Origin of the sequence: Pseudomonas sp. Teo4 (genome assembly GCF_034387475.1) — a bacterium.
In the GTDB taxonomy this organism is placed as follows: domain Bacteria; phylum Pseudomonadota; class Gammaproteobacteria; order Pseudomonadales; family Pseudomonadaceae; genus Aquipseudomonas.
The window spans coordinates 603,954-627,893 of sequence record NZ_JAXCIL010000001.1 but is presented as its reverse complement, the minus strand read 5'-3'; the positions used below and the strand labels follow the sequence as shown (position 1 = coordinate 627,893).

The 23,940-nt window shown below is 59.5% G+C and carries 21 protein-coding genes, 3 rRNA genes and 1 pseudogene; 14 read left to right on the top strand and 11 right to left on the bottom strand.

The annotated features are described in order from the left end of the window. Positions 1 to 46: 46 nt before the first annotated feature. Together PspTeo4_RS03080 and PspTeo4_RS03075 are read right to left on the bottom strand one after the other, a co-directional pair. Complete coding sequence (locus PspTeo4_RS03080) at positions 47 to 919, bottom strand: FecR family protein (RefSeq protein WP_322362254.1); 873 nt, start codon at positions 917 to 919, stop codon at positions 47 to 49. Positions 920 to 923: 4 nt separating this feature from the next. Continuing rightward, positions 924 to 1,430, bottom strand: a pseudogene (locus tag PspTeo4_RS03075) (RNA polymerase sigma factor); the annotation flags it as partial. A 133-nt stretch (positions 1,431 to 1,563) separates the two neighbouring features. Between PspTeo4_RS03075 and PspTeo4_RS03070 the strand changes: the two are divergent. Continuing rightward, positions 1,564 to 2,052, top strand: coding sequence for an LEA type 2 family protein (locus tag PspTeo4_RS03070; protein WP_322362253.1), 489 nt, complete (start codon positions 1,564 to 1,566; stop codon positions 2,050 to 2,052). 19 nt (positions 2,053 to 2,071) lie between these two features. Here PspTeo4_RS03070 and PspTeo4_RS03065 read toward each other — a convergent pair whose 3' ends face one another. Continuing rightward, on the bottom strand, positions 2,072 to 2,335 hold the full coding sequence (locus PspTeo4_RS03065; protein ID WP_322362252.1) for a hypothetical protein: 264 nt from the start codon (positions 2,333 to 2,335) through the stop codon (positions 2,072 to 2,074). Positions 2,336 to 2,462: 127 nt separating this feature from the next. Here PspTeo4_RS03065 and PspTeo4_RS03060 point away from each other — a divergent pair, with 127 nt between their 5' ends. Next, positions 2,463 to 2,783, top strand: coding sequence for a DUF883 family protein (locus PspTeo4_RS03060; RefSeq protein ID WP_322362251.1), 321 nt, complete (start codon positions 2,463 to 2,465; stop codon positions 2,781 to 2,783). A 7-nt stretch (positions 2,784 to 2,790) separates the two neighbouring features. Here PspTeo4_RS03060 and PspTeo4_RS03055 read toward each other — a convergent pair whose 3' ends face one another. Continuing rightward, entirely contained in the window at positions 2,791 to 3,408 is a 618-nt protein-coding gene (locus tag PspTeo4_RS03055) for a tRNA-(ms[2]io[6]A)-hydroxylase (RefSeq protein ID WP_322362250.1), read from the bottom strand. A gap of 154 nt (positions 3,409 to 3,562) precedes the next feature. Here PspTeo4_RS03055 and PspTeo4_RS03050 point away from each other — a divergent pair, with 154 nt between their 5' ends. Further along, positions 3,563 to 4,426, top strand: coding sequence for a universal stress protein (locus PspTeo4_RS03050; RefSeq protein ID WP_322362249.1), 864 nt, complete (start codon positions 3,563 to 3,565; stop codon positions 4,424 to 4,426). 138 nt (positions 4,427 to 4,564) lie between these two features. Here PspTeo4_RS03050 and rrf read toward each other — a convergent pair. From rrf to PspTeo4_RS03035, 3 genes are all read right to left on the bottom strand, one after another. Then, positions 4,565 to 4,680 (bottom strand): 5S ribosomal RNA (gene rrf / locus PspTeo4_RS03045). A gap of 145 nt (positions 4,681 to 4,825) precedes the next feature. After that, a 23S ribosomal RNA gene (locus tag PspTeo4_RS03040) occupies positions 4,826 to 7,717 on the bottom strand. A gap of 318 nt (positions 7,718 to 8,035) precedes the next feature. Next, positions 8,036 to 9,572, bottom strand: a 16S ribosomal RNA gene (locus PspTeo4_RS03035). The 16S, 23S and 5S rRNA genes sit together here, the layout of an rRNA operon. Positions 9,573 to 10,144: 572 nt before the next feature. On the opposite strand from PspTeo4_RS03035, the gene rhtA reads away from it, so the two are divergent. Both rhtA and PspTeo4_RS03025 read left to right on the top strand, forming a co-directional pair. Further along, positions 10,145 to 11,032, top strand: coding sequence for a threonine/homoserine exporter RhtA (rhtA, locus tag PspTeo4_RS03030; protein ID WP_322362248.1), 888 nt, complete (start codon positions 10,145 to 10,147; stop codon positions 11,030 to 11,032). Positions 11,033 to 11,223: 191 nt separating this feature from the next. Beyond that, positions 11,224 to 11,505 (top strand): hypothetical protein, encoded by a 282-nt coding sequence (locus PspTeo4_RS03025; protein WP_322362247.1) that lies wholly within the window; start codon positions 11,224 to 11,226, stop codon positions 11,503 to 11,505. Between the two features lie 80 nt (positions 11,506 to 11,585). Here PspTeo4_RS03025 and PspTeo4_RS03020 read toward each other — a convergent pair whose 3' ends face one another. Further along, positions 11,586 to 13,394, bottom strand: a complete 1,809-nt coding sequence (locus PspTeo4_RS03020; RefSeq protein ID WP_322362246.1) for an aminopeptidase P family protein — start codon at positions 13,392 to 13,394, stop codon at positions 11,586 to 11,588. 149 nt (positions 13,395 to 13,543) lie between these two features. Next, entirely contained in the window at positions 13,544 to 13,924 is a 381-nt protein-coding gene (locus PspTeo4_RS03015; RefSeq protein ID WP_322362244.1) for an antibiotic biosynthesis monooxygenase, read from the bottom strand. Between the two features lie 88 nt (positions 13,925 to 14,012). Between PspTeo4_RS03015 and soxR the strand changes: the two genes are divergently transcribed. Continuing rightward, positions 14,013 to 14,483: a redox-sensitive transcriptional activator SoxR gene (gene soxR, locus PspTeo4_RS03010; RefSeq protein WP_322362243.1), complete on the top strand. Its 471-nt coding sequence runs from the start codon at positions 14,013 to 14,015 to the stop codon at positions 14,481 to 14,483. Positions 14,484 to 14,492: 9 nt separating this feature from the next. On the opposite strand, the gene PspTeo4_RS03005 is transcribed toward soxR, so the two are convergent. Next, positions 14,493 to 15,476: a GlxA family transcriptional regulator gene (locus tag PspTeo4_RS03005; RefSeq protein ID WP_322362242.1), complete on the bottom strand. Its 984-nt coding sequence runs from the start codon at positions 15,474 to 15,476 to the stop codon at positions 14,493 to 14,495. Between the two features lie 82 nt (positions 15,477 to 15,558). Here PspTeo4_RS03005 and PspTeo4_RS03000 point away from each other — a divergent pair, with 82 nt between their 5' ends. Next, on the top strand, positions 15,559 to 16,107 hold the full coding sequence (locus PspTeo4_RS03000; protein ID WP_322362241.1) for a cysteine hydrolase family protein: 549 nt from the start codon (positions 15,559 to 15,561) through the stop codon (positions 16,105 to 16,107). 19 nt (positions 16,108 to 16,126) lie between these two features. Here PspTeo4_RS03000 and PspTeo4_RS02995 read toward each other — a convergent pair whose 3' ends face one another. Continuing rightward, positions 16,127 to 16,690, bottom strand: a complete 564-nt coding sequence (locus PspTeo4_RS02995; protein WP_322362239.1) for an XRE family transcriptional regulator — start codon at positions 16,688 to 16,690, stop codon at positions 16,127 to 16,129. 83 nt (positions 16,691 to 16,773) lie between these two features. Here PspTeo4_RS02995 and PspTeo4_RS02990 point away from each other — a divergent pair, with 83 nt between their 5' ends. From PspTeo4_RS02990 to PspTeo4_RS02960, 7 genes are all read left to right on the top strand, one after another. After that, positions 16,774 to 17,724, top strand: coding sequence for a DMT family transporter (locus tag PspTeo4_RS02990; RefSeq protein ID WP_322362237.1), 951 nt, complete (start codon positions 16,774 to 16,776; stop codon positions 17,722 to 17,724). Positions 17,725 to 17,874: 150 nt separating this feature from the next. Continuing rightward, a complete protein-coding gene (locus PspTeo4_RS02985; RefSeq protein WP_322362235.1) occupies positions 17,875 to 20,790 on the top strand; it encodes a monovalent cation/H+ antiporter subunit A in 2,916 nt (971 codons plus the stop codon). Then, on the top strand, positions 20,790 to 21,134 hold the full coding sequence (locus PspTeo4_RS02980; RefSeq protein ID WP_003250128.1) for a Na+/H+ antiporter subunit C: 345 nt from the start codon (positions 20,790 to 20,792) through the stop codon (positions 21,132 to 21,134). Before PspTeo4_RS02985 ends, PspTeo4_RS02980 begins: the two co-directional genes overlap by 1 nt. Further along, positions 21,131 to 22,810 carry a monovalent cation/H+ antiporter subunit D gene (locus PspTeo4_RS02975; protein ID WP_322362231.1) on the top strand — a complete coding sequence of 560 codons (1,680 nt, stop codon included), beginning with the start codon at positions 21,131 to 21,133 and terminating at the stop codon, positions 22,808 to 22,810. The genes PspTeo4_RS02980 and PspTeo4_RS02975 overlap by 4 nt, the downstream gene beginning before the upstream one ends. Continuing rightward, a complete protein-coding gene (locus tag PspTeo4_RS02970; RefSeq protein WP_322362229.1) occupies positions 22,807 to 23,295 on the top strand; it encodes a Na+/H+ antiporter subunit E in 489 nt (162 codons plus the stop codon). Before PspTeo4_RS02975 ends, PspTeo4_RS02970 begins: the two co-directional genes overlap by 4 nt. Next, on the top strand, positions 23,292 to 23,570 hold the full coding sequence (locus PspTeo4_RS02965; protein ID WP_322362228.1) for a K+/H+ antiporter subunit F: 279 nt from the start codon (positions 23,292 to 23,294) through the stop codon (positions 23,568 to 23,570). Before PspTeo4_RS02970 ends, PspTeo4_RS02965 begins: the two co-directional genes overlap by 4 nt. After that, the gene (locus PspTeo4_RS02960) at positions 23,567 to 23,932 is read left to right on the top strand and encodes a Na+/H+ antiporter subunit G (protein WP_322362226.1); all 366 of its coding nucleotides are present in this window, start codon (positions 23,567 to 23,569) and stop codon (positions 23,930 to 23,932) included. Before PspTeo4_RS02965 ends, PspTeo4_RS02960 begins: the two co-directional genes overlap by 4 nt. Positions 23,933 to 23,940: the final 8 nt, after the last annotated feature.

The following is a 23,940-nucleotide window of genomic DNA, read 5'->3' as shown; positions in this document are numbered from 1 at the left end:
AACTTGCAGTGCTGAATGAAAAAAATTTCGATTATTGTCTAAAGGCTCAATGCACTACCGCCAGCCACGGCAAGTAGGTGACCTTCAGGCCGTAACGCTGCTCGAGTGTGCGCAGCAAAGCCTGGGGTTCGTCGAGATCGAACACCCCACTGACTTGCAGCGTTGCCAGTTGGCTGTCCGACAGCAGGATGCGGCCATGCTGGTAACGCTCAAGCTCTGCCAGCACCTGGCCCAACGGCTTGCCGTTGAAGATCAGCTTGCCCCGTTGCCAGGCCGTCTGCGCACTGGCGTCTGGCGATAGCGGTACAGGCTGCCCTGCCACCTTGGCCTCACCCTGGGCCAGCACCACGCGGCCGTCACTGCGCACGCTGAACACGGCAGTGCCGCCCTGTACAACTTCATCGCCGGTTTCAACAACAAAGGGGCGCGCGTCATCGACGGTTTCGAAAAGCGCTTCGCCGGCCCGCAACACGACCCTGCGTTCGTGGTCGGTAAAAGCCACGTTCAAGGCGCTGGCGCTGTTGAGCATTACCCGAGAACCATCGGCCAGGGTGATGCTCTGCCGCTGTCCCACGCCTGTGTGGTAGTCGGCCAACCAGGCCGGGGCTTGCTGCCAGCCGGTGTAGCCTGCCACCAGCAGCACCAGCGATGCGGCAATGCCGGCTGCCCAGTGGCGCCCGCGCTGCACCGGCGGCGCAACGAACGATTGGGCAGTGGAAGTACCGCCGATATCCTGCCAGAGCGTTTGGGCCTCGCGCGCCGCCTCGGCATGGGCCGGGCTCAGCTGACACCAGCGCAGGTAGCGTGCGTGGTCTGCCGCAGTGGCGTTGCCGGAGTGCAGCAATACCTGCCAGTCGAGGGCATCGTCGGACAAGTCGCTGATAGGTTGGGGCGCGGGCATGGCAAGGGCGTCAGTCATGGTTGTGTTTGAGCCAGTCACGGCAGTGGCGCAGCGCCTGGCCGATATATTTTGCCACCATGCTCTCGGAAACGCCCAGCCGTTGTGCGATCTGCGCCTGGGTCAGCCCTTCGATGCGGTTGAGCAAAAGCGCCTCGCGGGGCTTGCTGGGCAGCTGCAGCAGCGCTTCATCGAGTATCTGCAAGCGCTCCCGGGCCAGCAACGCCGCCTCCGGCGCGGGTGCCGGACACGCTACCTCCCCCGCGCCATCGCTGTCATCGTGACGGGCGGCGTTGCGCTGCTCCCTGCGCAAGGCGTCGATGGCCAGATTGCCGGCCACACGAAAAATGTAACTACGTGCATGCAGCACCGGTACTGCTTGCTGGTCGACCTGCACGAGCTTGAGATAGGTCTCCTGCGCCACATCGGCGGCCCGCTGCCGGTCGTTCATACGCCGGGTAAGAAACTGCAGCAGGTCGTCGTAGTGCTCCTGGAAACTCGCCAGCAGACCGGACACGGGAGACGTCAGCATTGGTGAAAAACAGCCAGTAAGAGGAATTATCGGGCGTTAATGAGAAACAGTATCTTTCATAAAGCCCAACACTTTCAACGTCAGCGTGCATTTGCCACACTGCGGGTTGACTCTTCACGACAAGGCCACCTCCATGCGTGACTGTCTACACCGCTACGCTCGCTGTGCACTGGTGCTGTCGATGGCGATCGGGCTTAACGCCTGCGCACTGTTCCAGCCACGTGACCCACTGAACATCAGCGTGATCGGCATCGAACCCCTGCCAGGACAAGAACTGGAAATGCGCATGGCTATCAAGATGCGCGTGCAGAACCCCAATGAGTCGCCCATGGATTTCAATGGCATCGCGCTCAATCTTGAAGTGAACGGCCAGCCACTGGCTGCCGGGGTCAGCGACCAGCGGGGGCACATCGGTCGATACGACGAAGCGGTGATCGTGGTGCCAGTGAGCGTCACTGCGTTCTCTTTCCTGCGACAGGCCTATGGCCTGCGCAAGCTGGACTCACTGCAAGGGCTGCCCTACGTGTTGCGCGGAAAACTGGCGGGAGGCTTGTTTGGCACCGTGCGCTTCACCGACGAGGGCAAGCTTGATCTGCCCCAGGGCGGTAGCCTGTACCGCTGAATCGCCGAACCTGATGCGGTCAGCGGTTGGCGCTGGCGGCGGCCATCAGTTTGTTGACTTCGCTGCGCACCATGCTGGCGTATTCCGGTGGCGACATGTTGTCGAGCTCGGCTCGCACCCATTCGGCCCATTTGCCCTTGCGCCGAGGCTTTTCCGAAATCAGCCGTGCAGCCTCACCTTTGGCCTTGCCGAGGTTGTTCTGCCACAGTTCGAACAAGCGGGCCTTCTCTGCCTCGATCTGTGCCCGTTCCTCAAAGCTTTTGTTGGCCAGATTGAAACTCATGGGGGTACCTGCCAGTGAAAAATGGCCGCTATCTTACACTGTAGCGGCGAGCGATCGGTACGCCGGCGCAACTTTCCCGGTGCGCCGGCATCCATTATTCAAATCACCCATTGACGAGGATGTGTTCATGGCTCGAAAAACTACCCTGCTTGCCGACAGCGAACAGATCAAGGATCAAGTATTCAGCGAACTGCAGGCCTTGATCGAAGAGTCGGAGAAACTGCTCAACGACAGCGCTTCACTGGTAGGCGAAGAGGCAGAAACCCTGCGCGCCCAGGTCAGCCTGAAGCTGCGCCAGGCCCGTGAGTCTGCCGGCCGGGTACGCGCCAGAGCGCAACCGGTAGTGGATGCCACCCAGGATTACATTGGCGGGCATCCCTGGCAGACCGTGGCCATTTCCGCAGGCTTTGGCCTGGTGGTCGGGTTGCTGCTGGGACGCCGTTCCTAGTGCGGTTTCAGGCCGCCTGCGCCAGTGGAATGCCACTGTGGAAGCGCAGTTCCTGGTCGGGCGAGCAGATCAGCTCGGCCTCCGCTTCCCGTACCAGTACCACTCGCTTGGCAATATCCGCTTCGTCACCGTACTGGTGCGCCAGCTTCAGGTAACCCTGATAGTGGCGTGCCTCGCTTTTGAGCAGCCCGTGGTAAAAGGTGCCGAGCTCTTCATCCAGGTGCGGCACCAGGGCTGCAAAGCGCTCGCAACTGCGCGCCTCGATGAATGCCCCTACAACCAGCGTATCGACCAGTTTGACCGGTTCGTGGGCACGCACCAGACGGCGCAAACCCGACGCATAACGCCCCGCGGAGACTGGCCGCAGTGGCATACCCCGACGCTTCATCAGGCGTAGCACCTGCTCATGATGCACCAGCTCTTCGCGAGCCAGGCGCGACATCATGTTGATCAGATCCAGGTGCGTGTTGTACTTGGCGATCAGGCTCAGAGCTGTGCTGGCAGCCTTGAACTCGCAATTCTTGTGGTCGATGAGCAAGGTTTCCTGGTCCGCCAGCGCTGCTTCGATCCAGGCGTCTGGGGTTGGGCAGCCTAGAAAGGCGTCGATTTCAGGGATCAGGGACATAAGCACACAACCACACAGGACAGGCAGGACCGGGGATTATACCGGCGGCGACAGCCAACGCCAGTGGCTATGCTTGATGTACATCAAACGGCGGCGCGTTGGGCGCGGACTATAGTCAGGCACTGGCCGCCATCTTTGAAGGGAGCTAACGCCCATGCAAGCCGTCCGCAGCATCCTCGTCGTTCTAGACCCTGAGCATGCCCACAGCCGCGCCCTGACCCGGGCCAAACTGATTGCAGGCATGACCGGTGCGCGCCTGCACTTACTAATGTGCGACAAGAAGCATGACCACAGCGCCCTGCTGAGCTTGCTGAGCAGTCAGTTGCATGATGATGGGTATGACAATGTCACTCATGAAGAGGCCTGGCGTGAAAGCTTGCACGAAACCATCATTCACGTGCAGCAAGCCGAAGGCTGCGAGCTGGTGATCAAGGAGCACCGACCGGATAACCCGCTGAAAAAAGCGCTGCTCACACCCAGCGACTGGAAACTGTTACGTCAATGCCCGTGTGCGGTGTTGATGGTGAAGAGTGAGCGGCCGTGGACCGGGGGTAAAATTCTTGCTGCAGTGGATGTGGGCAACGACGATCAGGATCACCGCCGTCTGCATGCCAGCATCATCGATCATGGCTATGCGATCGCCAGTTTGGCCAAAGGAGAGCTGCATGTCGTCGCCGCTCACCCATCGCCCATGCTGTCGGCATCTGACCCCACCTACCAACTCAGCGAGACCATCGAGCAACGTTACCGTGAGGCATGCAAGGCATTCCAGGCCGAATTTGAAATCAGCGATGACCGCTTGCACATTGCAGAAGGCCCGGCAGATGTGTTGATTCCTTATCAAGAGAAACAATGCGATGCAGTGGTAACCATTATCGGGACTGTTGCCCGCACAGGCATTTCAGGGGCGCTGATCGGTAATACGTCAGAAGTGGTGCTCGACTCGCTCGAAGGCGATGTGTTGGTGCTCAAGAGCGAAGAAGCGACCGCGCATTTGGCGGAATTGGCGCGGGGCTGAGGAAGTTAAGACCCGACATCGAAGGCCTCATCGCCGGCAAGCCGGCTCCCACAGAGCACCGTGGGAGCTTGCCGGGATAAAACCCGGAAAAGACAAAACCCCTACCTGCATATGCAGATAGGGGTTTTGCGAAATGAATCTTGACGATGACCTACTCTCACATGGGGAAACCCCACACTACCATCGGCGATGCATCGTTTCACTACTGAGTTCGGGATGGGATCAGGTGGTTCCAATGCTCTATGGTCGTCAAGAAATTCTGTAGCCAGAATGTCTTAGGAACACTCTTGGCGAATTCGGATATGCGATATTTGTGGTTCTTTAATTTGAAGCGTGCGAATTTTCGGTTCTTTCGTCTTCACCACCGCAATCTGCGTCAGCAAATTGCTTGGGTGTTATATGGTCAAGCCTCACGGGCAATTAGTATTGGTTAGCTCAACGCCTCACAGCGCTTACACACCCAACCTATCAACGTCGTAGTCTTCGACGGCCCTTTAGGGGATTCAAGATCCCAGTGAGATCTCATCTTGAGGCAAGTTTCCCGCTTAGATGCTTTCAGCGGTTATCTCTTCCGAACATAGCTACCCGGCAATGCCACTGGCGTGACAACCGGAACACCAGAGGTTCGTCCACTCCGGTCCTCTCGTACTAGGAGCAGCCCCTCTCAAATCTCAAACGTCCACGGCAGATAGGGACCGAACTGTCTCACGACGTTCTAAACCCAGCTCGCGTACCACTTTAAATGGCGAACAGCCATACCCTTGGGACCGGCTTCAGCCCCAGGATGTGATGAGCCGACATCGAGGTGCCAAACACCGCCGTCGATATGAACTCTTGGGCGGTATCAGCCTGTTATCCCCGGAGTACCTTTTATCCGTTGAGCGATGGCCCTTCCATACAGAACCACCGGATCACTAAGACCTACTTTCGTACCTGCTCGACGTGTTTGTCTCGCAGTCAAGCGCGCTTTTGCCTTTATACTCTACGACCGATTTCCGACCGGTCTGAGCGCACCTTCGTACTCCTCCGTTACTCTTTGGGAGGAGACCGCCCCAGTCAAACTACCCACCATACACTGTCCTCGATCCGGATAACGGACCTGAGTTAGAACCTCAAAGTTGCCAGGGTGGTATTTCAAGAATGGCTCCATGAGAACTGGCGTCCCCACTTCAAAGCCTCCCACCTATCCTACACAAGCAAATTCAAAGTCCAGTGCAAAGCTATAGTAAAGGTTCACGGGGTCTTTCCGTCTAGCCGCGGATACACTGCATCTTCACAGCGATTTCAATTTCACTGAGTCTCGGGTGGAGACAGCGCCGCCATCGTTACGCCATTCGTGCAGGTCGGAACTTACCCGACAAGGAATTTCGCTACCTTAGGACCGTTATAGTTACGGCCGCCGTTTACCGGGGCTTCGATCAAGAGCTTCGCTTGCGCTAACCCCATCAATTAACCTTCCGGCACCGGGCAGGCGTCACACCCTATACGTCCACTTTCGTGTTTGCAGAGTGCTGTGTTTTTAATAAACAGTCGCAGCGGCCTGGTATCTTCGACCGGCATGGGCTTACGGAGCAAGTCCTTAACCCTCGCCGGCGCACCTTCTCCCGAAGTTACGGTGCCATTTTGCCTAGTTCCTTCACCCGAGTTCTCTCAAGCGCCTTGGTATTCTCTACCCGACCACCTGTGTCGGTTTGGGGTACGGTTCCCAGTTATCTGAAGCTTAGGAGCTTTTCTTGGAAGCATGGCATCAACCACTTCGTCGCCTAATAGCAACTCGTCATCAGCTCTCGGCCTTGAAATCCCGGATTTGCCTAAGATCTCAGCCTACCACCTTAAACTTGGACAACCAACGCCAAGCTGGCCTAGCCTTCTCCGTCCCTCCATCGCAATAACTGGAAGTACAGGAATATTAACCTGTTTTCCATCGACTACGCTTTTCAGCCTCGCCTTAGGGACCGACTAACCCTGCGTCGATTAACGTTGCGCAGGAAACCTTGGTCTTTCGGCGTGGGAGTTTTTCACTCCCATTGTCGTTACTCATGTCAGCATTCGCACTTCTGATACCTCCAGCAAGCTTCTCAACTCACCTTCACAGGCTTACAGAACGCTCCTCTACCGCATCACCAAAGGTGATACCCGTAGCTTCGGTGCATGGTTTGAGCCCCGTTACATCTTCCGCGCAGGCCGACTCGACTAGTGAGCTATTACGCTTTCTTTAAAGGATGGCTGCTTCTAAGCCAACCTCCTAGCTGTCTAAGCCTTCCCACATCGTTTCCCACTTAACCATGACTTTGGGACCTTAGCTGACGGTCTGGGTTGTTTCCCTTTTCACGACGGACGTTAGCACCCGCCGTGTGTCTCCCATGCTCGGCACTTGTAGGTATTCGGAGTTTGCATCGGTTTGGTAAGTCGGGATGACCCCCTAGCCGAAACAGTGCTCTACCCCCTACAGTGATACATGAGGCGCTACCTAAATAGCTTTCGAGGAGAACCAGCTATCTCCGAGCTTGATTAGCCTTTCACTCCGATCCACAGGTCATCCGCTAACTTTTCAACGGTAGTCGGTTCGGTCCTCCAGTCAGTGTTACCTAACCTTCAACCTGCCCATGGATAGATCGCCCGGTTTCGGGTCTATACCCAGCGACTAAACGCCCTATTAAGACTCGCTTTCGCTACGCCTCCCCTATTCGGTTAAGCTCGCCACTGAATATAAGTCGCTGACCCATTATACAAAAGGTACGCAGTCACCTAACAAAGTAGGCTCCCACTGCTTGTACGCATACGGTTTCAGGTTCTATTTCACTCCCCTCTCCGGGGTTCTTTTCGCCTTTCCCTCACGGTACTGGTTCACTATCGGTCAGTCAGTAGTATTTAGCCTTGGAGGATGGTCCCCCCATGTTCAGACAAAGTTTCTCGTGCTCCGTCCTACTCGATTTCATTGATAAGAGATTTTCGTGTACGGGGCTATCACCCACTATGGCCACACTTTCCAGAGTGTTCCACTAATCTCAAACCAACTTAAGGGCTGGTCCCCGTTCGCTCGCCACTACTAAGGGAATCTCGGTTGATTTCTTTTCCTCAGGGTACTTAGATGTTTCAGTTCCCCTGGTTCGCCTCTTGCACCTATGTATTCAGTACAAGATAACCAGCTTATGCTGGCTGGGTTCCCCCATTCAGAGATCTCTGGATCACAGTCTGTTTGCCGACTCCCCAAAGCTTATCGCAGGCTACCACGTCTTTCATCGCCTCTGACTGCCAAGGCATCCACCGTATGCGCTTCTTCACTTGACCATATAACCCCAAGCAATCTGGTTATACTGTGAAGACGACATTCGCCGAAAATTCGCATGTTGCTCAATTAAGAGCAGAACTCACAAATTTTACCTTAGCCTGATATCCACCAGTGAAAGTGGCTATCAGTCTATATCTATCACATATCCGAATTTTTAAAGAACGATCTGACAAAAGTCAGAAATCAACATTCGATGCGAATGCTCATTTCCGAGTTCTGATCAGGAACAACATTAGATCCCTATGGGATCTTGATCGTCTTCTACAATGAATCAAGCAATTCGTGTGGGAGCTCATCAGTAGGCTGATGTCGTCGATTAAGGAGGTGATCCAGCCGCAGGTTCCCCTACGGCTACCTTGTTACGACTTCACCCCAGTCATGAATCACACCGTGGTAACCGTCCTCCCGAAGGTTAGACTAGCTACTTCTGGTGCAACCCACTCCCATGGTGTGACGGGCGGTGTGTACAAGGCCCGGGAACGTATTCACCGCGACATTCTGATTCGCGATTACTAGCGATTCCGACTTCACGCAGTCGAGTTGCAGACTGCGATCCGGACTACGATCGGTTTTGTGAGATTAGCTCCACCTCGCGGCTTGGCAACCCTCTGTACCGACCATTGTAGCACGTGTGTAGCCCAGGCCGTAAGGGCCATGATGACTTGACGTCATCCCCACCTTCCTCCGGTTTGTCACCGGCAGTCTCCTTAGAGTGCCCACCATAACGTGCTGGTAACTAAGGACAAGGGTTGCGCTCGTTACGGGACTTAACCCAACATCTCACGACACGAGCTGACGACAGCCATGCAGCACCTGTGTCAGAGTTCCCGAAGGCACCAATCCATCTCTGGAAAGTTCTCTGCATGTCAAGGCCTGGTAAGGTTCTTCGCGTTGCTTCGAATTAAACCACATGCTCCACCGCTTGTGCGGGCCCCCGTCAATTCATTTGAGTTTTAACCTTGCGGCCGTACTCCCCAGGCGGTCAACTTAATGCGTTAGCTGCGCCACTAAAATCTCAAGGATTCCAACGGCTAGTTGACATCGTTTACGGCGTGGACTACCAGGGTATCTAATCCTGTTTGCTCCCCACGCTTTCGCACCTCAGTGTCAGTATCAGTCCAGGTGGTCGCCTTCGCCACTGGTGTTCCTTCCTATATCTACGCATTTCACCGCTACACAGGAAATTCCACCACCCTCTACCGTACTCTAGCTCGCCAGTTTTGGATGCAGTTCCCAGGTTGAGCCCGGGGCTTTCACATCCAACTTAACGAACCACCTACGCGCGCTTTACGCCCAGTAATTCCGATTAACGCTTGCACCCTCTGTATTACCGCGGCTGCTGGCACAGAGTTAGCCGGTGCTTATTCTGTCGGTAACGTCAAAACAGCAAGGTATTAACTTACTGCCCTTCCTCCCAACTTAAAGTGCTTTACAATCCGAAGACCTTCTTCACACACGCGGCATGGCTGGATCAGGCTTTCGCCCATTGTCCAATATTCCCCACTGCTGCCTCCCGTAGGAGTCTGGACCGTGTCTCAGTTCCAGTGTGACTGATCATCCTCTCAGACCAGTTACGGATCGTCGCCTTGGTGAGCCATTACCTCACCAACTAGCTAATCCGACCTAGGCTCATCTGATAGCGCAAGGCCCGAAGGTCCCCTGCTTTCTCCCGTAGGACGTATGCGGTATTAGCGTTCCTTTCGAAACGTTGTCCCCCACTACCAGGCAGATTCCTAGGCATTACTCACCCGTCCGCCGCTGAATCAAGGAGCAAGCTCCCGTCATCCGCTCGACTTGCATGTGTTAGGCCTGCCGCCAGCGTTCAATCTGAGCCATGATCAAACTCTTCAGTTCAATACTGCTTGGGTTTTTAAGAAACCCTAAACTTGGCTCAGCAATCTCAAATGACTATGTGATTTCTCGCATGGCCACTTGTGATGCTGATAATCTTTTTGACTATCAGTCCGTACTCACAAGCACCCACACGAATTGCTTGATTCGATTTGTTAAAGAGCGTTTGGCTAAGAGTGCTTCGTCTCAACCGAGGCGCGCATTCTACGCTTTCCTCATTTGCTGTCAAGCGTTTATTTTGAAGTTTTTTGCGAGAAACTCGTTTAGCTTCAAACACTTGGCTCGCTGCGATCTCTCGTAGCGGGAGGCGAATAATACAGCGTTTAAAAACGCTGTCAACCACCTCTTTCAGCGCTTCTTTCTGCTTTCAAAACGCTCAACCTGTTGATTAACAAGGAGTTTTTCGTTTCGACTGCGTCGGAAGTGGGGCGCATTATAAGGGGATTCGAGATCGCGTCAAGCCTTTACTGCAGAATTATTGCAAGCACCTTTATATAGAGCAGAAGCTTGCGGCCCGACCGGACAATTGCGCACTATAGTGCACACCGCCCTCATTCCAGGACCGCAGCACATAAATGAACACCCAACCCCGCAGTCTGGCCGCAACCCTTCTCCCTATAGGCCTGCTGCTCATTGCCATGGCATCGATCCAGTCTGGCGCCTCTCTGGCCAAGAGCATGTTCCCAATCATCGGGGCACAGGGCACCACGACGCTGCGACTGATCTTCGCGTCCGTGATCATGCTGCTGATCCTGCGCCCTTGGCGCACTCGCATCACCGCCACCACACTGCGTAACGTGGTCATCTACGGCATGGCGCTGGGCGGCATGAACTTCCTCTTCTATATGTCTCTGCAAACCGTACCCCTCGGGATTGCCGTAGCGCTGGAGTTCACCGGGCCATTGGCCGTAGCGCTGTTCGGTTCGCGCCGGGCCATCGACTTCCTGTGGGTCGGCCTGGCCACCCTCGGGTTGGTGCTGCTGATTCCGGCAGGGCATGGCGGCCAGTCACTCGATTTGGTCGGTGCCGCCTATGCATTGGGCGCAGGTGTCTGCTGGGCGCTCTATATTCTGTTCGGCCAACGCGCCGGCGCCGAGCACGGCATTCAGGGTGCAGCACTGGGCGTGGTGGTCGCGGCGTTGTTCGTCGCCCCTATCGGCATCGTCCATGCCGGCAGCGCACTGCTCACCCCTACCGTGATCCCATTGGCCCTCGGTGTTGCCATCCTGTCGACCGCCCTGCCCTACAGTCTGGAAATGATCGCCCTCACGAAGATGCCTGCCCGTACCTTTGGTACCTTGATGAGCATCGAGCCTGCCGTTGCCGCGCTGTCAGGCCTGATTTTCCTGGGTGAGTTCCTTACCGTTACCCAGTGGCTGGCAATCGGCGCCATCATTACTGCCTCAGTCGGTGCAACCTTGTCGATGCGTCAGGAAGCGAATCCCCCGGTAGCGGCCGACTGATATGAGAAATATTTTCATTTGAGACCAGATTAACCATTGTGGCGACCCGTCGCGCTGATTAAGCTGTCACAGAATTATCATGTTCACGCTATCTACTGAGCCGAACACGGACGCTGGGGACATTTCAGGAAGAATTGACGCAATTTCGACAGGGCCAGACAGCTGACAAGCCCTGCAAAGTAAGGACAGGAATGAAACGAATTTTGCTCATCCTGGCCATCTTGGCTATTGCTGGATGCGCCGCCACAGCCAAGACTGAGGTCAAGAAAGGGAAGAAGGGCCTGCATATCAACTGCTCCGGCCTCTCCTCTTCGTGGGACAACTGCTACAGCAAGGCCGCGAATTCGTGCAGTGATCGCGGCTACAAGGTCATCGCACGCTCCGGGGACACCGACGAAGAGCCCGGCGATTACCTGTTCGGCATCAACCCTGCGGGTTACACCAGCCGTAGCATGATCGTCATCTGCAAATAATCAGCCTGGGCTGCGCAGCAGCCCATCGTAGGCAAGCCCGCTCCCACACCGAGGGAGCGGGGCTTGCGATTTCAAGGTGCTCAGATCGGCGCGGTACGCACCTGCAACCAGTCCAGCGCATCGTCCTTGAGCAGAGGTGAAACACGCTCACGCACCGTTGCGTGATAGCTGTTCAACCAGTCCCGTTCCTCCTTGGTCAACTGCTCGGGCAGCAAGCATCGAGTATCAATCGGACACAACGTCAGGGTCTCGAAGTTCAGGAAGTCGCCAAAGGCACTTTTACCCACTTCACGGTTGATCACCAGGTTCTCGATTCGCACCCCCCATTGACCAGGTCGGTAGGTGCCGGGCTCGATCGAGCTGATCATGCCAGCCTGCATCGCTGTCTGAGGCGTGGTCGCTGCCTGGAATGCAATGACCTGCGGCCCTTCATGCACATTCATGAAGTAACCGACCCCATGACCGGTACCATGGCCGTAATCCACCTGCTCCGCCCAGATCGGCGCCCGGGCAATGGCATCGAGCAGCGGCGAAAGAATGCCGCGGGGGAATGTGGCGCGCGACAAGGCAATCATGCCCTTGAGCACTCGCGTGCAGTCCTGGCGCTGCTCAAGCGTGGGGCTGCCGATTGGAACCATCCGTGTGATATCCGTGGTGCCGCCCAGATACTGCCCGCCGGAGTCGATCAACAGCAGGCCGTCACCCTCGATGACAGCATGGGACAGTTCGGTGGCTCGGTAATGCGGCATCGCACCATTGCCATTGAAAGCCGCAATGGTCGAAAAACTCAGCGAGACGAAATCCGGGCGACGGGCGCGCGCCGCGCTCAACTGCTCATCGATGGTCAGCTCGGTGATGACCTCCTTGCCCTGCTGCGCCTCGAACCAAGCGAAGAACTCGCACAAAGCCGCACCATCCTGCTCCATTACCCGGCGGATATGCTTCAGTTCCTCACCGGACTTGCGTGATTTGCTTAGCGTGGTGGGGTTGATGCCCTCGACCAGCTGAACTTGCTTGTCCAGGTTATCCAGCAGGCCGCAGGTAACCCGAGCGGGGTCGATCAGCAGCCGAGTTCCGGGAGTAATAGAAGCGAGAGCCTTCCCTACCAGGGCGTAGTCGTGCACCTCGATACCATCCACCGCCAGCACCTGGCGCAGGTGCTCGTCGACTTTGTCGCCACTGACGAACAGCGTCGCTGCTTGTTGACTGATCAGCGCGAAGGACACGAACACCGGGTTATAGGACACATCGCTACCGCGCAGGTTGAACAACCAGGCGATGTCGTCAAGCGTGGCGATGAAATGCCAATCAACCCCCTTGTCATTCAGGGTCTGGCGCAATTGGGACAGTTTTTCCGCCCGACTCACGGTGGCATGAGGGGCCAAGTGCTGATAAACCGGATTGTTCGGCAGCGACGGCCGAGCCTCCCAGACCGCGCCAAGCAGATCCAGATCGGTCCGCAACTGCGCCTTACGGGTCTTGAGGCGCTCACCCAGCTGACGCGCCGAGGTCAAGGCCATGACTGCGCCATCCACCGCCACCACGCCTTCTTGCTTGGCGTTATCGCCCAGCCATTCCAGCGCCCCCGGTTGGCCAGGCAACAGCTTCATGAGTTGGATGCCGCTACCTTCCAGTTCCTTCTCGGCCTGTTCCCAGTAGCGACTGTCCGCCCACAGTCCGGCAAAGTCCGCCGTAACCACCAACGTGCCCACCGAGCCTTCGAACCCCGAGAGCCATTGACGCCCCTGCCAATGCCCCGGAAGGTACTCGGAAAGGTGAGGGTCGGCCGAAGGCACCAGCAAGGCGTCGACGCCCTCTTTGCCCATGGCTTCACGTACTCGCACAAGGCGCTGCGGCACACTTGCCTCGAAGGTGGTCTGAACGTTCATGCGCACTCCTGCGGACACATCGTGGTTGATCCAAACCTCGATAATGGAGCAGCCACCACGGCCCTGCAATCGCCATGACCGACCTACGGCGTGCGATGCCTACTACGCCACCTGTCTGCCAGATACTTCCCGCAATAGAAAAGGAAGTTTCATACGACTTGGTAAATCTGGGCCTCACCCACCTGGCAGTGCAGACCTCCGTCCGCGCCCCGCGCCAGGCTGCGCAGCGCCTGATAGGCGGAGAAATTCACTCCACGCGCCTGGTGCCGACACAACAGGTCAAGAAACGAGCCCTCGACGAAACACTGTGCAGCTGCTGTCCAGGCTTGGCGCGACTGCCATTGCAAATACTGCAGTACCCGACTGCCATCGTCGCTGGCCTGGATGCTGACCCCTTGCAAACCCTCGCAACGCGCTGCCAGCTCCTCGCTGCGCGTGACCAACGCCTGGGCCAACGCGGCCTGGCGCGAAGCAGGAACTTCGTACTCGATCATCTGGGTGAACCACAGGGAAGGCGGCGTGGGCTTCATGGGCAGTCTCCTCGTTCCAAACGCTTGCAGCGCGATGGCCAGCAGGGTAAAACCTCTAGTTAACTCAAGGTCAAGCGTTTTCTCCCCCATGCCCAGTCACAAGCCAGCCACCCAGGACAGATTGCTCAGTGTCGGCCAACTCGCCGCACGCAGCGGCGTGGCGGTGACCGCGCTGCACTTCTACGAGACCAAGGGGTTGATTCACAGCAGCCGCAACGCGGGCAACCAGCGCCGTTACCAACGAGCCATGTTGCGCCGGGTCGCGGTGATCAAGATGGCACAACGCCTGGGCATTCCGCTGGCCGACATTGCCAGCGCCCTGGCAGCACTGCCCGACGACCACACCCCGACCGCCGAAGACTGGCAACGGTTGTCGGCCCGCTGGCGGGAGGACCTCAGCCGGCGCATCGATGAAATGCTCATGCTGCGTGACAAACTCGACGGCTGCATTGGATGCGGCTGCCTGTCGTTGAAGGAGTGCCCGCTGCGCAACCAGCAGGATCACCTGGCCGAGGACGGGCCGGGACCACACCCGCCGGAGCGCCTGCACCTGCCTTGAGCGCTGCGGCTATCCGAGGACGGCGAACTGTCGCCGGTAGTCACTGGGGGTCAACCCGGTGATTCGCTGGAACACCCGGCGAAACGCACTGGGGTCCTGATACCCCACCCCCCAGGCAATCTGCTCGACGTTACGCCGTGTGAACTCCAGCATCCGGCATGCCCGCCCTACTCGCACCTGCTGGCAATACTCGGTCGGCTTCAACCCCGTGGCGGCGCGAAAGCGTCGCAGGAATGTCCGCTCCTCGAGCCCGGCACACGCAGCCATGCCTGCCAGGTCTGCCTGTTGCGCACCGCTGCTCTGCAACCAATGCTGAACCTTGAGCACAGCCGCATCGCCGTGCTCCAGCCGCGGATTGAACAAGGCACCGGGTAACGGCGCCGATATCGGCTCGACCGACAGGTAGCGGGCCGTCTCCCACGCCAACGAAGCGCCGAGAAAACGCTCCAGCAAGCGCAAGCCGAGGTCGGTCCAGGCCATCAGCCCGGCCGACGTCACGATGTCGCCATCGTCCAGCAGCGGCTGGTTGGCCTCCACCTGAACCTTGGGAAAACGTTGCGCCAGTGGCTGCGCGTAATTCCAGTGAGTACTGGCCGCTCGCCCATCGAGCAGTCCGCTGGCGGCGATGAAGAACACGCCGATGCACACCGAGGCCAATACCGTACCCTGGCCATGCCACTGGCGAAGCGACGCACAGTGGCGTTCGAGCAGCTCCGACGCAGGAATCGACTCAAGGCTCGGCGGAATGATCAGCACACGCAGCGCCTGCAGCGTGTCGCCATCGTCATCAGCGGCACACTTCAATTGCCCCGCCTCATCCACCTGCCAATGACTGACGCGCACACGCGGCAAGTCGACCGCCCCCAGTTCGCTGGCTACACGATTGGCAACGGTAAACAGGTCATCAAGACCATGCACCGCCGCGCTCTGCGCGCCAGGGTAGATCAGCAGGCCAATCTCCAGGCTGTCGAGGTTGTCAGTTTTTGCCGCCATAGTGTCGTTCGCGCCAATCCTCAGGTCCGTGCATACAGCCTATAACTTAGGCCTGCCAACGACTACTGCCACAGGAGGCACCATGAGCAAGCAAGCACTGATCATCATCGACATCCAGAACGACTACTTCCCAGGCGGCAAATGGACCCTCGACGGTGCCGACGCCGCAGCCGACAACGCTGCCCGGCTGCTTGAAGCCGCCCGCAAGCGGGGCGATCTGGTGGTGCATGTACGTCACGAGTTCGAAAGCGCAGATGCACCGTTCTTCGCACCAGACTCGAAGGGAGCGGCCATTCACGAAAAAGTCCTGCCCAAGGAAGGTGAGCCGGTGGTACTCAAGCACAAGGTCAACGCCTTCCGGGACACACCACTCAAGAGCACCCTGGACCAACACGGCGTCGACAAACTGACCATCGTCGGCAGCATGAGCCACATGTGCATCGACGCTGCCACCCGCGCCGCCGCCGATTATGGCTATGACGTCACCGTGGCGCACGATGCCTGCGCGACCCTGCCGCTGGACTTCGACGGCAAGCAGGTGCCAGCGGCCGACGTGCATGCCTCGGCGATGGCTGCACTGGCATTTGCCTACGCCAAGGTGGTGAAAACCGACGACCTGCTGGGCAATTGAGCGCTGGCCATGCCTGCCGTCAGATCACCACATTACGCACGAAACGCGTAGGCACGCTGCCATCGTTGCGGTAGGCATACCGGCAGTTGCTGGGAAACACATGGAATTGGCCGACCTGCAGGCAGTGCTCGGCCCCTTCGATGATCAGCGTCAGCTGCCCTTCCGCCACATAGATCTGCTCACTCCAGCCCTCGGCGTCGGCTTCACTGACGTAGCACTCACCCGGCGCCAGGGTCCACTCCCAGATTTCGACTTCTCGGCGGGCCACACTGCTGGCCAGCAACACAGCCTTGCTCTGGGGGTGCTCACCGGCCCAGGCCAACTCGTCGATGCGGCTGGGATCACGATGGTCGGGCGCCTGAATCAACGTGCTGAACGCCACCCCCAGTGCTTCGGCGATCAGGTCGAGGGTGGTCAGGCTGACGTTCTTTTCCCCCGCCTCGATTGCCACGAGCATGCGCCTGCTGACGCCGGAGCGCTCTGCCAGGGCGCTCTGACTAAACCCCAGGCTATTGCGCAGGTGACGGACGTTTTGACTGACATGTTGAAGCACCGATGCCCGGTGCGCAGAATCTTTGTGCACTATATTGCTCACTGGAAGGGATTGCGCAGTATACTGCCCACTTTGCGGCGATTGTGCGCCGCCCCCTCCGAGTGTGCAAGACCATGAGCCACCCCATCGATCGCCCACAGCCGTCCGTCTCATTGCGCCTGAGCAAGGCCGAACTGGTCCTGGTGTTCATCACCATGCTCTGGGGTGGCACCTTCCTGCTGGTCCACAACGTCATGACCGTCAGTGGCCCGATGTTTTTTGTCGGCCTGCGATTCGCCGCCGCCGCCCTGTTCGTCGGCCTGGTCTCGGCACGCGCGTTGTCCGGGTTGACCTTCACCGAACTGAAGGCCGGCATGCTGATTGGTGTATCCATCATGCTCGGCTACGGGCTGCAGACCATGGGCCTGCAAACCATCAGCAGCAGCCAGTCGGCCTTCATCACCGCACTCTACGTGCCCTTCGTTCCACTGCTGCAATGGCTGGTGCTGGGGCGCCGGCCTGGGCTGATGCCCAGCATCGGCATCGGCCTGGCGTTCGTCGGCCTGATGCTGCTGGCAGGCCCGGAGGGTGGCGCGCTGCATTTCAGCGAAGGGGAGCTGGTCACCCTGGTCAGTGCCGTGGCCATCGCTGGCGAGATCATCCTGATCAGCCGCTATGCCGGCCAGGTCGATGTGCGCCGCGTGACCGTGGTGCAACTGGCCACCGCTTCGCTGCTGTCGTTCCTGATGATCGTCCCGACCCAGGAACGCATTCCCGATTTTTCCTGGCTGTTGCTGGCCAGCGCCTTGGGCCTGGGCGCCATGAGCGCCGTCATTCAAGTGGCGATGAACTGGGCCCAGCAATCGGTATCGCCGACCCGCGCCACCTTGATCTACGCGGGCGAGCCGGTCTGGGCCGGAATCGTCGGGCGCATGGCAGGCGAACGTCTGCCGGGCGTGGCGCTGATCGGCGGCGCGCTGATCGTATTGGCCGTGATCGTCAGCGAGTTGAAGATCCGCCGCGCCAACGAGCCCGAATCAGCTACGCAAGAAACCCTTCAGCACGAACGTGAAGGCAGCCGGTAAAGCGCGCAACAGCAGCTATGCTTTGTAAAAAACTGTTATAAAAAAACAGCTTGTCACACCGTATTTGTACGATTCTGCGACAGCTTGCGTGTTGGTGATCAACTGCTCGGCACGTATGATCCTTGGCAAACTTCTCCAGAATAGAACGCTATGTCATTGATAGTGCTATTGCTTCTGCCGTTCGTGGGCAGTTGCCTGGCAGCCGTGCTGCCGCACAACGCACGTAACGCCGAGTCCATCCTCGCCGGACTCGTGGCCCTGGTCGGCACCGTCCAGGTAGCACTGTTGTACCCGCAAGTCGCCCACGGCGGCGTCATTCGCGAAGAGCTGTTATGGCTGCCGAGCCTCGGCATGAACCTGGTGTTGCGCATGGACGGCTTCGCCTGGCTGTTCTCGCTGCTGGTGCTCGGCATCGGTACCCTGGTGTCGCTCTACGCCCGATACTACATGTCGCCGCAAGACCCGGTACCGCGCTTCTTTGCGTTCTTTCTGGCGTTCATGGGCGCGATGCTCGGCCTGGTGATTTCCGGCAACCTCATCCAGCTGGTGTTCTTCTGGGAACTGACCAGCCTGTTCTCCTTCCTGCTCATCGGCTACTGGCACCACCGTGCCGATGCTCGCCGAGGCGCCTACATGGCGCTGATGGTCACCGGGGCGGGTGGATTGTGCCTGCTGGTCGGCGCGCTGCTGCTCGGTCATGTGGTCGGCAGCTACGACCTGGACAAGGTGCTGGCCGCTGGTGAGGCCATCCGCCAACATGCGCTTTACCCGGTGCTGCTGCCGCTGATTCTGATCGGCGCCCTGAGCAAGAGTGCGCAGTTTCCCTTTCAATTCTGGCTACCCCACGCCATGGCTGCGCCGACGCCGGTGTCGGCCTATCTGCACTCGGCGACCATGGTCAAGGCTGGTGTTTTCCTGCTCGCCCGGCTGTGGCCGGTGCTTTCAGGCAGTGAAGAGTGGTTCTGGATCGTCGGCGGTGCCGGCGCCCTCACCCTGCTGCTCGGCGCCTTCGCCGCGATGTTCCAGAACGACCTCAAGGGTCTGTTGGCCTATTCGACCATCAGCCACCTCGGCCTGATTACCCTGCTACTGGGCCTGAACAGCCCGCTGGCCGCAGTCGCGGCGGTGTTCCATATCCTCAACCATGCCACTTTCAAGGCATCGCTGTTCATGGCCGCCGGCATCATCGACCATGAAAGCGGCACCCGCGATATCCGCCGCCTCAGCGGCCTGATCCGCCTGGTGCCCTACACGGCCACGCTGGCCATGGTTGCCAGCGCCTCGATGGCCGGCGTGCCGCTGATGAACGGTTTCCTGTCCAAGGAGATGTTCTTCGCCGAAACCGTGTTCATCAGCTCCACTGCCTGGGTCGAAGCCACGCTACCGGTGATTGCCACCCTCGCGGGCACCTTCAGCGTGGCCTACGCCCTGCGGTTCACCGTCGACGTGTTCTTCGGCCCAACCGCACAGGACTTGCCACACACCCCACATGAGCCGCCACGCTGGATGCGCGCCCCCGTGGAGTTACTGGTACTCACTTGCCTGGTGGTGGGCATTTTCCCGGCCCAGTCGGTCGGGCCACTGCTGGCGGCCGCGGCACTGCCGGTGGTGGGAGGCACCTTGCCCGAGTACAGCCTGGCCATCTGGCACGGTTGGAACGCTCCGCTGATCATGAGCCTGATCGCCATGTGCGGCGGTATCGTGCTTTACCTGCTGCTGCGCAACCAGCTGCGACGTGGTCGCTTCCCCTACCCACCACTGATCGAACGCTTCAACGGCAAGCGCCTGTTCGAGCACGGCCAGGTCCGCCTGATGCTGCTGGCACGTCGTATCGAGCGCCTGCTGACCACCCGACGCCTGCAATCGCAACTGTTCATGCTGGTGCTGGCGGCCTTCCTGGCCGGCCTCACGCCAATGCTGTACAGCGGCCTGAGCTGGGGCGACCGCCCGAAAATCCCAGGCTCAGGTGTATTCGTCGCCCTGTGGCTGATCGCCATCGCCTGCGCCATTGGGGCTGCCTACCAGGCCAAGTATCACCGCTTGGCGGCACTGATCATGGTCAGCGTGTGCGGCCTGATGACCTGCATTACTTTCGTTTGGTTCTCGGCGCCGGACCTGGCCCTTACCCAACTGGTGGTGGAAGTGGTTACCACCGTATTGATCCTGCTCGGCCTGCGCTGGCTTCCGCGTCGTATCGAAGGTGTTTCGCCGTTGCCCGGCAGCCAGGAGCGCGCCCGCCTGCGTCGTCTACGCGACCTGTTGCTGGCAGTGCTGGTCGGCGGCGGCATGGCCGCGTTGTCCTACGCCATGCTGACCCGGCCGACGCCCAACGACATTTCATCGTTCTACCTCAGCCGCGCCCTGCCCCAAGGCGGCGGCACCAACGTGGTGAACGTGATGCTGGTCGACTTCCGCGGCTTCGATACCCTCGGTGAAATCACTGTGCTGGTCGCCGTGGCCCTTACAGTCTTCGCCCTGCTGCGCCGCTTCCGCCCGCCCAAGGAGAGCATGCAACTGCCGGCCCAGCAGCGTCTGCTGGCACCGGACGTGGTCACCGACCTGATCAACCCGCGCCACGCCACCGATACCGCACTGGGCTTCATGATGGTGCCGGCCGTATTGGTGCGTCTGCTGCTGCCGATCGCCCTGCTGGTGTCGATGTACCTGTTCATGCGCGGCCACAATCAGCCCGGCGGCGGCTTTGTCGCCGGCCTGGTCATGTCGGTGGCGTTCATCCTCCAGTACATGGTTGCCGGGACACAGTGGGTCGAAGCCCAGATGAGCCTGCGCCCGCTGCGCTGGATGGGCACTGGCCTGCTGTGCGCCACCTTGACCGGAATCGGCGCGATGCTGCTGGGCTACCCGTTCCTGACTACCCATACCGCTCACCTGCACCTGCCGGTGCTGGGTGATGTGCACGTGGCCAGCGCCTTGTTCTTCGATGTCGGCGTGTTCACCGTGGTGGTCGGCTCGACCTTGCTGATCCTCACCGCCCTGGCGCACCAGTCGGTCCGCGCCTATCGCCCGGGCAACCCGTCGAAATCCAGCCAAGCAGGAGCCGCCTGATGGAAGAAGTCATTGCAGTCGCCATCGGTGTGTTGGCCGCCTCTGGGGTGTGGCTGATTCTGCGCCCTCGGACCTACCAGGTGATCATGGGCCTGTGCCTGCTGTCGTACGGGGTCAACCTGTTCATTTTCAGCATGGGCAGCCTGTTCATCGGCAAGGAACCCATCATCAAGGACGGCGTCACCCAGGACCTGCTGCACTACACCGACCCGCTCCCCCAGGCCCTGGTGCTCACCGCCATCGTCATCAGCTTCGCCATGACCGCCCTGTTCCTGGTGGTGCTGCTGGCCTCTCGCGGCCTGACCGGCACCGACCACGTGGACGGCCGGGAGCGTGACGAATGAGTGCAATGAGCCAACTGATCGTCGCGCCAATCCTGCTGCCGTTGCTCACGGCGGCCGTGATGTTGTTGCTGGGTGAAAAACATCGCCCGCTCAAGGCACGCCTGAACCTGTTGTCCAGCATCACCGGCCTGGCCATCGCCGTCTGCCTGCTGCTGTGGGTCCGCACCCAGGGTCAGGCAGAGTCCATCGGCGTGTACCTGCCAGGCAACTGGCCTGCGCCGTTCGGCATCGTGCTGGTGGTCGACCACCTGTCCGCGATGCTGCTGACCCTGACCGGGGTCATCGGTGTCAGCGCACTGCTGTTCGCCCGCGCCCGCTGGGACAGCGCTGGCGCCAGTTTCCACGCGCTGTTCCAGATCCAGCTGATGGGCTTGTACGGGGCCTTCCTGACCGCCGACCTGTTCAACCTGTTCGTGTTCTTCGAGGTGCTGCTGGCAGCGTCCTATGGCCTGTTGCTGCACGGCTCGGGCCGGGCGCGGGTCAGGGCCGGCCTGCATTACATCGCCATCAACCTGTTTGCCTCGTCGCTGTTCCTGGTAGGCGCGGCGATGCTCTACGGCGTAACTGGCACACTGAACATGGCCGACCTGGCGCTGAAGATTCCGCTGGTGCCTGAAGCCGATCGCGGTCTGCTGCATGCCGGTGCGGCGATTCTGGCCATGGCGTTTCTGGTCAAGGCCGGTATCTGGCCACTGAATTTCTGGCTGGTGCCCGCCTACGCGTCGGCCAGCGCCCCGGTGGCGGCGCTGTTCGCCATCATGACCAAGGTCGGGCTGTATGCCGTGCTACGCCTGTGGACCTTGCTGTTCTCCGGCCAGGCCGGGGCTTCGGCCCATTTCGGCGGCCAATGGCTGGTGTATGGGGGCCTGGTGACGCTGGCGGTGGCCGCGGTGTCGATCCTTGCTGCCCAGCGTCTGGAGCGCCTGGCGGCACTGAGCATTCTGGTCTCCGCCGGCACCTTGCTGGGCGCGGTCGGCTTCGCCCAACCGGCACTGATCGGTGCTGCGCTGTTCTATCTGGTGAGCTCGACCTTGGCCTTGTGCGCGCTGTTCCTGCTCGCAGAACTGGTCGAACGCTCGCGCTCGGCCAACGAACAACCCCTGGATGAAGAAGAAGACGCGATTCCTTCACCGCTGGAGTCGCTGCACCCGCCGAAGGGCATCAACCTCGACGACGATCAAAAGGCAGTGATCGGCCAGATCATTCCGTGGACCATGGCCTTCCTCGGTCTTAGCTTCATCGCCTGCGCCCTGCTGATCATCGGCATGCCGCCGCTGTCCGGTTTCATCGGCAAACTCAACCTGATCAGTGCCCTGTTCAACCCCCAAGGGCTGGGCACCCCGAGCGAACAACCCCTGACTGCGGCAGGCTGGGGGCTGGTAGCGCTGCTGGTGCTGTCCGGCATGGCGTCGCTGATCGCCTTTGGCCGCGTCGGCATACAGCGTTTCTGGAAACCCGAGGAACGCCCCTCGCCAGTGCTGCGGCGTTACGAATGCCTGCCGATCGTCATCCTGTTGGGTCTGTGCATCATCCTCAGCTTCAGGGCCGAGCCTGTGCTGCGCTATACCCAGGACACCGCCGCCAGCCTGCAGGCACCCGACGCCTACATTGAGGCTGTGATGGCTGCTCGACCGATACCGGGCCCCACTTCACTTGATGTTCAGGTGCAGCCATGAGCCGACTCTTCCCTGCCCCGCTGCTGTCCATGTCGCTGTTCGTGCTGTGGCTGTTGCTCAACCTTTCCGTCAGCCCCGGCAATCTGCTGCTGGCTGCGGCACTGGGCATCCTGGCCCCGCTACTGATGGCCCCCCTGCGCCCCCAGCACGCCCGCGTGCGGCGGCCACTGGTTGTCGCCAGGCTGATCGCCCGGGTGGGTATCGATGTGATCGCGTCCAACCTGCTGGTCGCCCGTGGCGTGCTGAGCGCCGGCAAAAAACCACCCCGCTCGGCTTTCGTGCACATCCCGCTGGATCTGCGCGATGCCCATGGCCTGGCCGCGCTGTCGATGATCACCACGGTCGTGCCCGGCACGGTCTGGTCGGAGCTGGCCCTGGACCGCAGCGTGCTACTGCTGCATGTGTTCGACCTTGATGACGAGCACGTCTTCATCGAACACTTCAAGCACACCTACGAACGCCCGTTGATGGAGATATTCGAATGACAGGCCTGCTTGCCAACGCAGTCCTCGCCAGCCTGTTCATCTTCGCCCTGGCCATGGCCCTGACGTTGATCCGGCTGTTTCGCGGCCCGTCCGCCCAGGACCGTGTCCTGGCGCTGGACTACCTGTATATCCTGGCCATGCTGATGATGCTGGTGCTCGGTATTCGCTACGCCAGCGATACCTACTTCGAAGGCGCTTTGCTGATTGCGCTGTTCGGCTTCGTCGGCTCGTTCGCCCTGGCCAAGTTCCTGCTGCGCGGTGAGGTGATCGAATGACCGAAACCCTCGACCTCCCCCTCTGGCTGGAACTGATCACCGCCGCGCTACTGTTGATCAGCAGCCTGTTCGCGCTGGTTGGCGCCCTGGGCCTGCTGCGCCTGAAGGACTACTTCCAGCGCATGCACCCGCCAGCGTTGGCCTCCACTCTCGGGGCCTGGTGCGTGTCCCTGGCCTCGATCATCTACTTTTCGTGGCTCAAGGAAGGGCCAGTGCTGCACGCCTGGCTGATTCCGATTCTGCTGTCGATCACAGTACCGGTCACCACCTTGCTGCTTGCCAGGGCCGCACTGTTCCGTAAACGGATGTCGAAAGAAGCCGTACCCGAAGAAGTCAGCAGCAGAAAAGATGGCGACCACTGAAGGGCTGT

Excerpts from the sequence above, each read along its gene's own strand:
- PspTeo4_RS03080 (WP_322362254.1), bottom strand. The coding sequence starts at position 919 with ATGACTGACGCCCTTGCCATGCCCGCGCCCCAACCTATCAGCGACTTG.
- PspTeo4_RS03070 (WP_322362253.1), top strand. The coding sequence starts at position 1,564 with ATGCGTGACTGTCTACACCGCTACGCTCGCTGTGCACTGGTGCTGTCG.
- PspTeo4_RS03065 (WP_322362252.1), bottom strand. The coding sequence starts at position 2,335 with ATGAGTTTCAATCTGGCCAACAAAAGCTTTGAGGAACGGGCACAGATC.
- PspTeo4_RS03060 (WP_322362251.1), top strand. The coding sequence starts at position 2,463 with ATGGCTCGAAAAACTACCCTGCTTGCCGACAGCGAACAGATCAAGGAT.
- PspTeo4_RS03055 (WP_322362250.1), bottom strand. The coding sequence starts at position 3,408 with ATGTCCCTGATCCCTGAAATCGACGCCTTTCTAGGCTGCCCAACCCCA.
- PspTeo4_RS03050 (WP_322362249.1), top strand. The coding sequence starts at position 3,563 with ATGCAAGCCGTCCGCAGCATCCTCGTCGTTCTAGACCCTGAGCATGCC.
- rhtA (WP_322362248.1), top strand. The coding sequence starts at position 10,145 with ATGAACACCCAACCCCGCAGTCTGGCCGCAACCCTTCTCCCTATAGGC.
- PspTeo4_RS03025 (WP_322362247.1), top strand. The coding sequence starts at position 11,224 with ATGAAACGAATTTTGCTCATCCTGGCCATCTTGGCTATTGCTGGATGC.
- PspTeo4_RS03020 (WP_322362246.1), bottom strand. The coding sequence starts at position 13,394 with ATGAACGTTCAGACCACCTTCGAGGCAAGTGTGCCGCAGCGCCTTGTG.
- PspTeo4_RS03015 (WP_322362244.1), bottom strand. The coding sequence starts at position 13,924 with ATGAAGCCCACGCCGCCTTCCCTGTGGTTCACCCAGATGATCGAGTAC.
- soxR (WP_322362243.1), top strand. The coding sequence starts at position 14,013 with ATGCCCAGTCACAAGCCAGCCACCCAGGACAGATTGCTCAGTGTCGGC.
- PspTeo4_RS03005 (WP_322362242.1), bottom strand. The coding sequence starts at position 15,476 with ATGGCGGCAAAAACTGACAACCTCGACAGCCTGGAGATTGGCCTGCTG.
- PspTeo4_RS03000 (WP_322362241.1), top strand. The coding sequence starts at position 15,559 with ATGAGCAAGCAAGCACTGATCATCATCGACATCCAGAACGACTACTTC.
- PspTeo4_RS02990 (WP_322362237.1), top strand. The coding sequence starts at position 16,774 with ATGAGCCACCCCATCGATCGCCCACAGCCGTCCGTCTCATTGCGCCTG.
- PspTeo4_RS02985 (WP_322362235.1), top strand. The coding sequence starts at position 17,875 with ATGTCATTGATAGTGCTATTGCTTCTGCCGTTCGTGGGCAGTTGCCTG.
- PspTeo4_RS02980 (WP_003250128.1), top strand. The coding sequence starts at position 20,790 with ATGGAAGAAGTCATTGCAGTCGCCATCGGTGTGTTGGCCGCCTCTGGG.
- PspTeo4_RS02975 (WP_322362231.1), top strand. The coding sequence starts at position 21,131 with ATGAGTGCAATGAGCCAACTGATCGTCGCGCCAATCCTGCTGCCGTTG.
- PspTeo4_RS02970 (WP_322362229.1), top strand. The coding sequence starts at position 22,807 with ATGAGCCGACTCTTCCCTGCCCCGCTGCTGTCCATGTCGCTGTTCGTG.
- PspTeo4_RS02965 (WP_322362228.1), top strand. The coding sequence starts at position 23,292 with ATGACAGGCCTGCTTGCCAACGCAGTCCTCGCCAGCCTGTTCATCTTC.
- PspTeo4_RS02960 (WP_322362226.1), top strand. The coding sequence starts at position 23,567 with ATGACCGAAACCCTCGACCTCCCCCTCTGGCTGGAACTGATCACCGCC.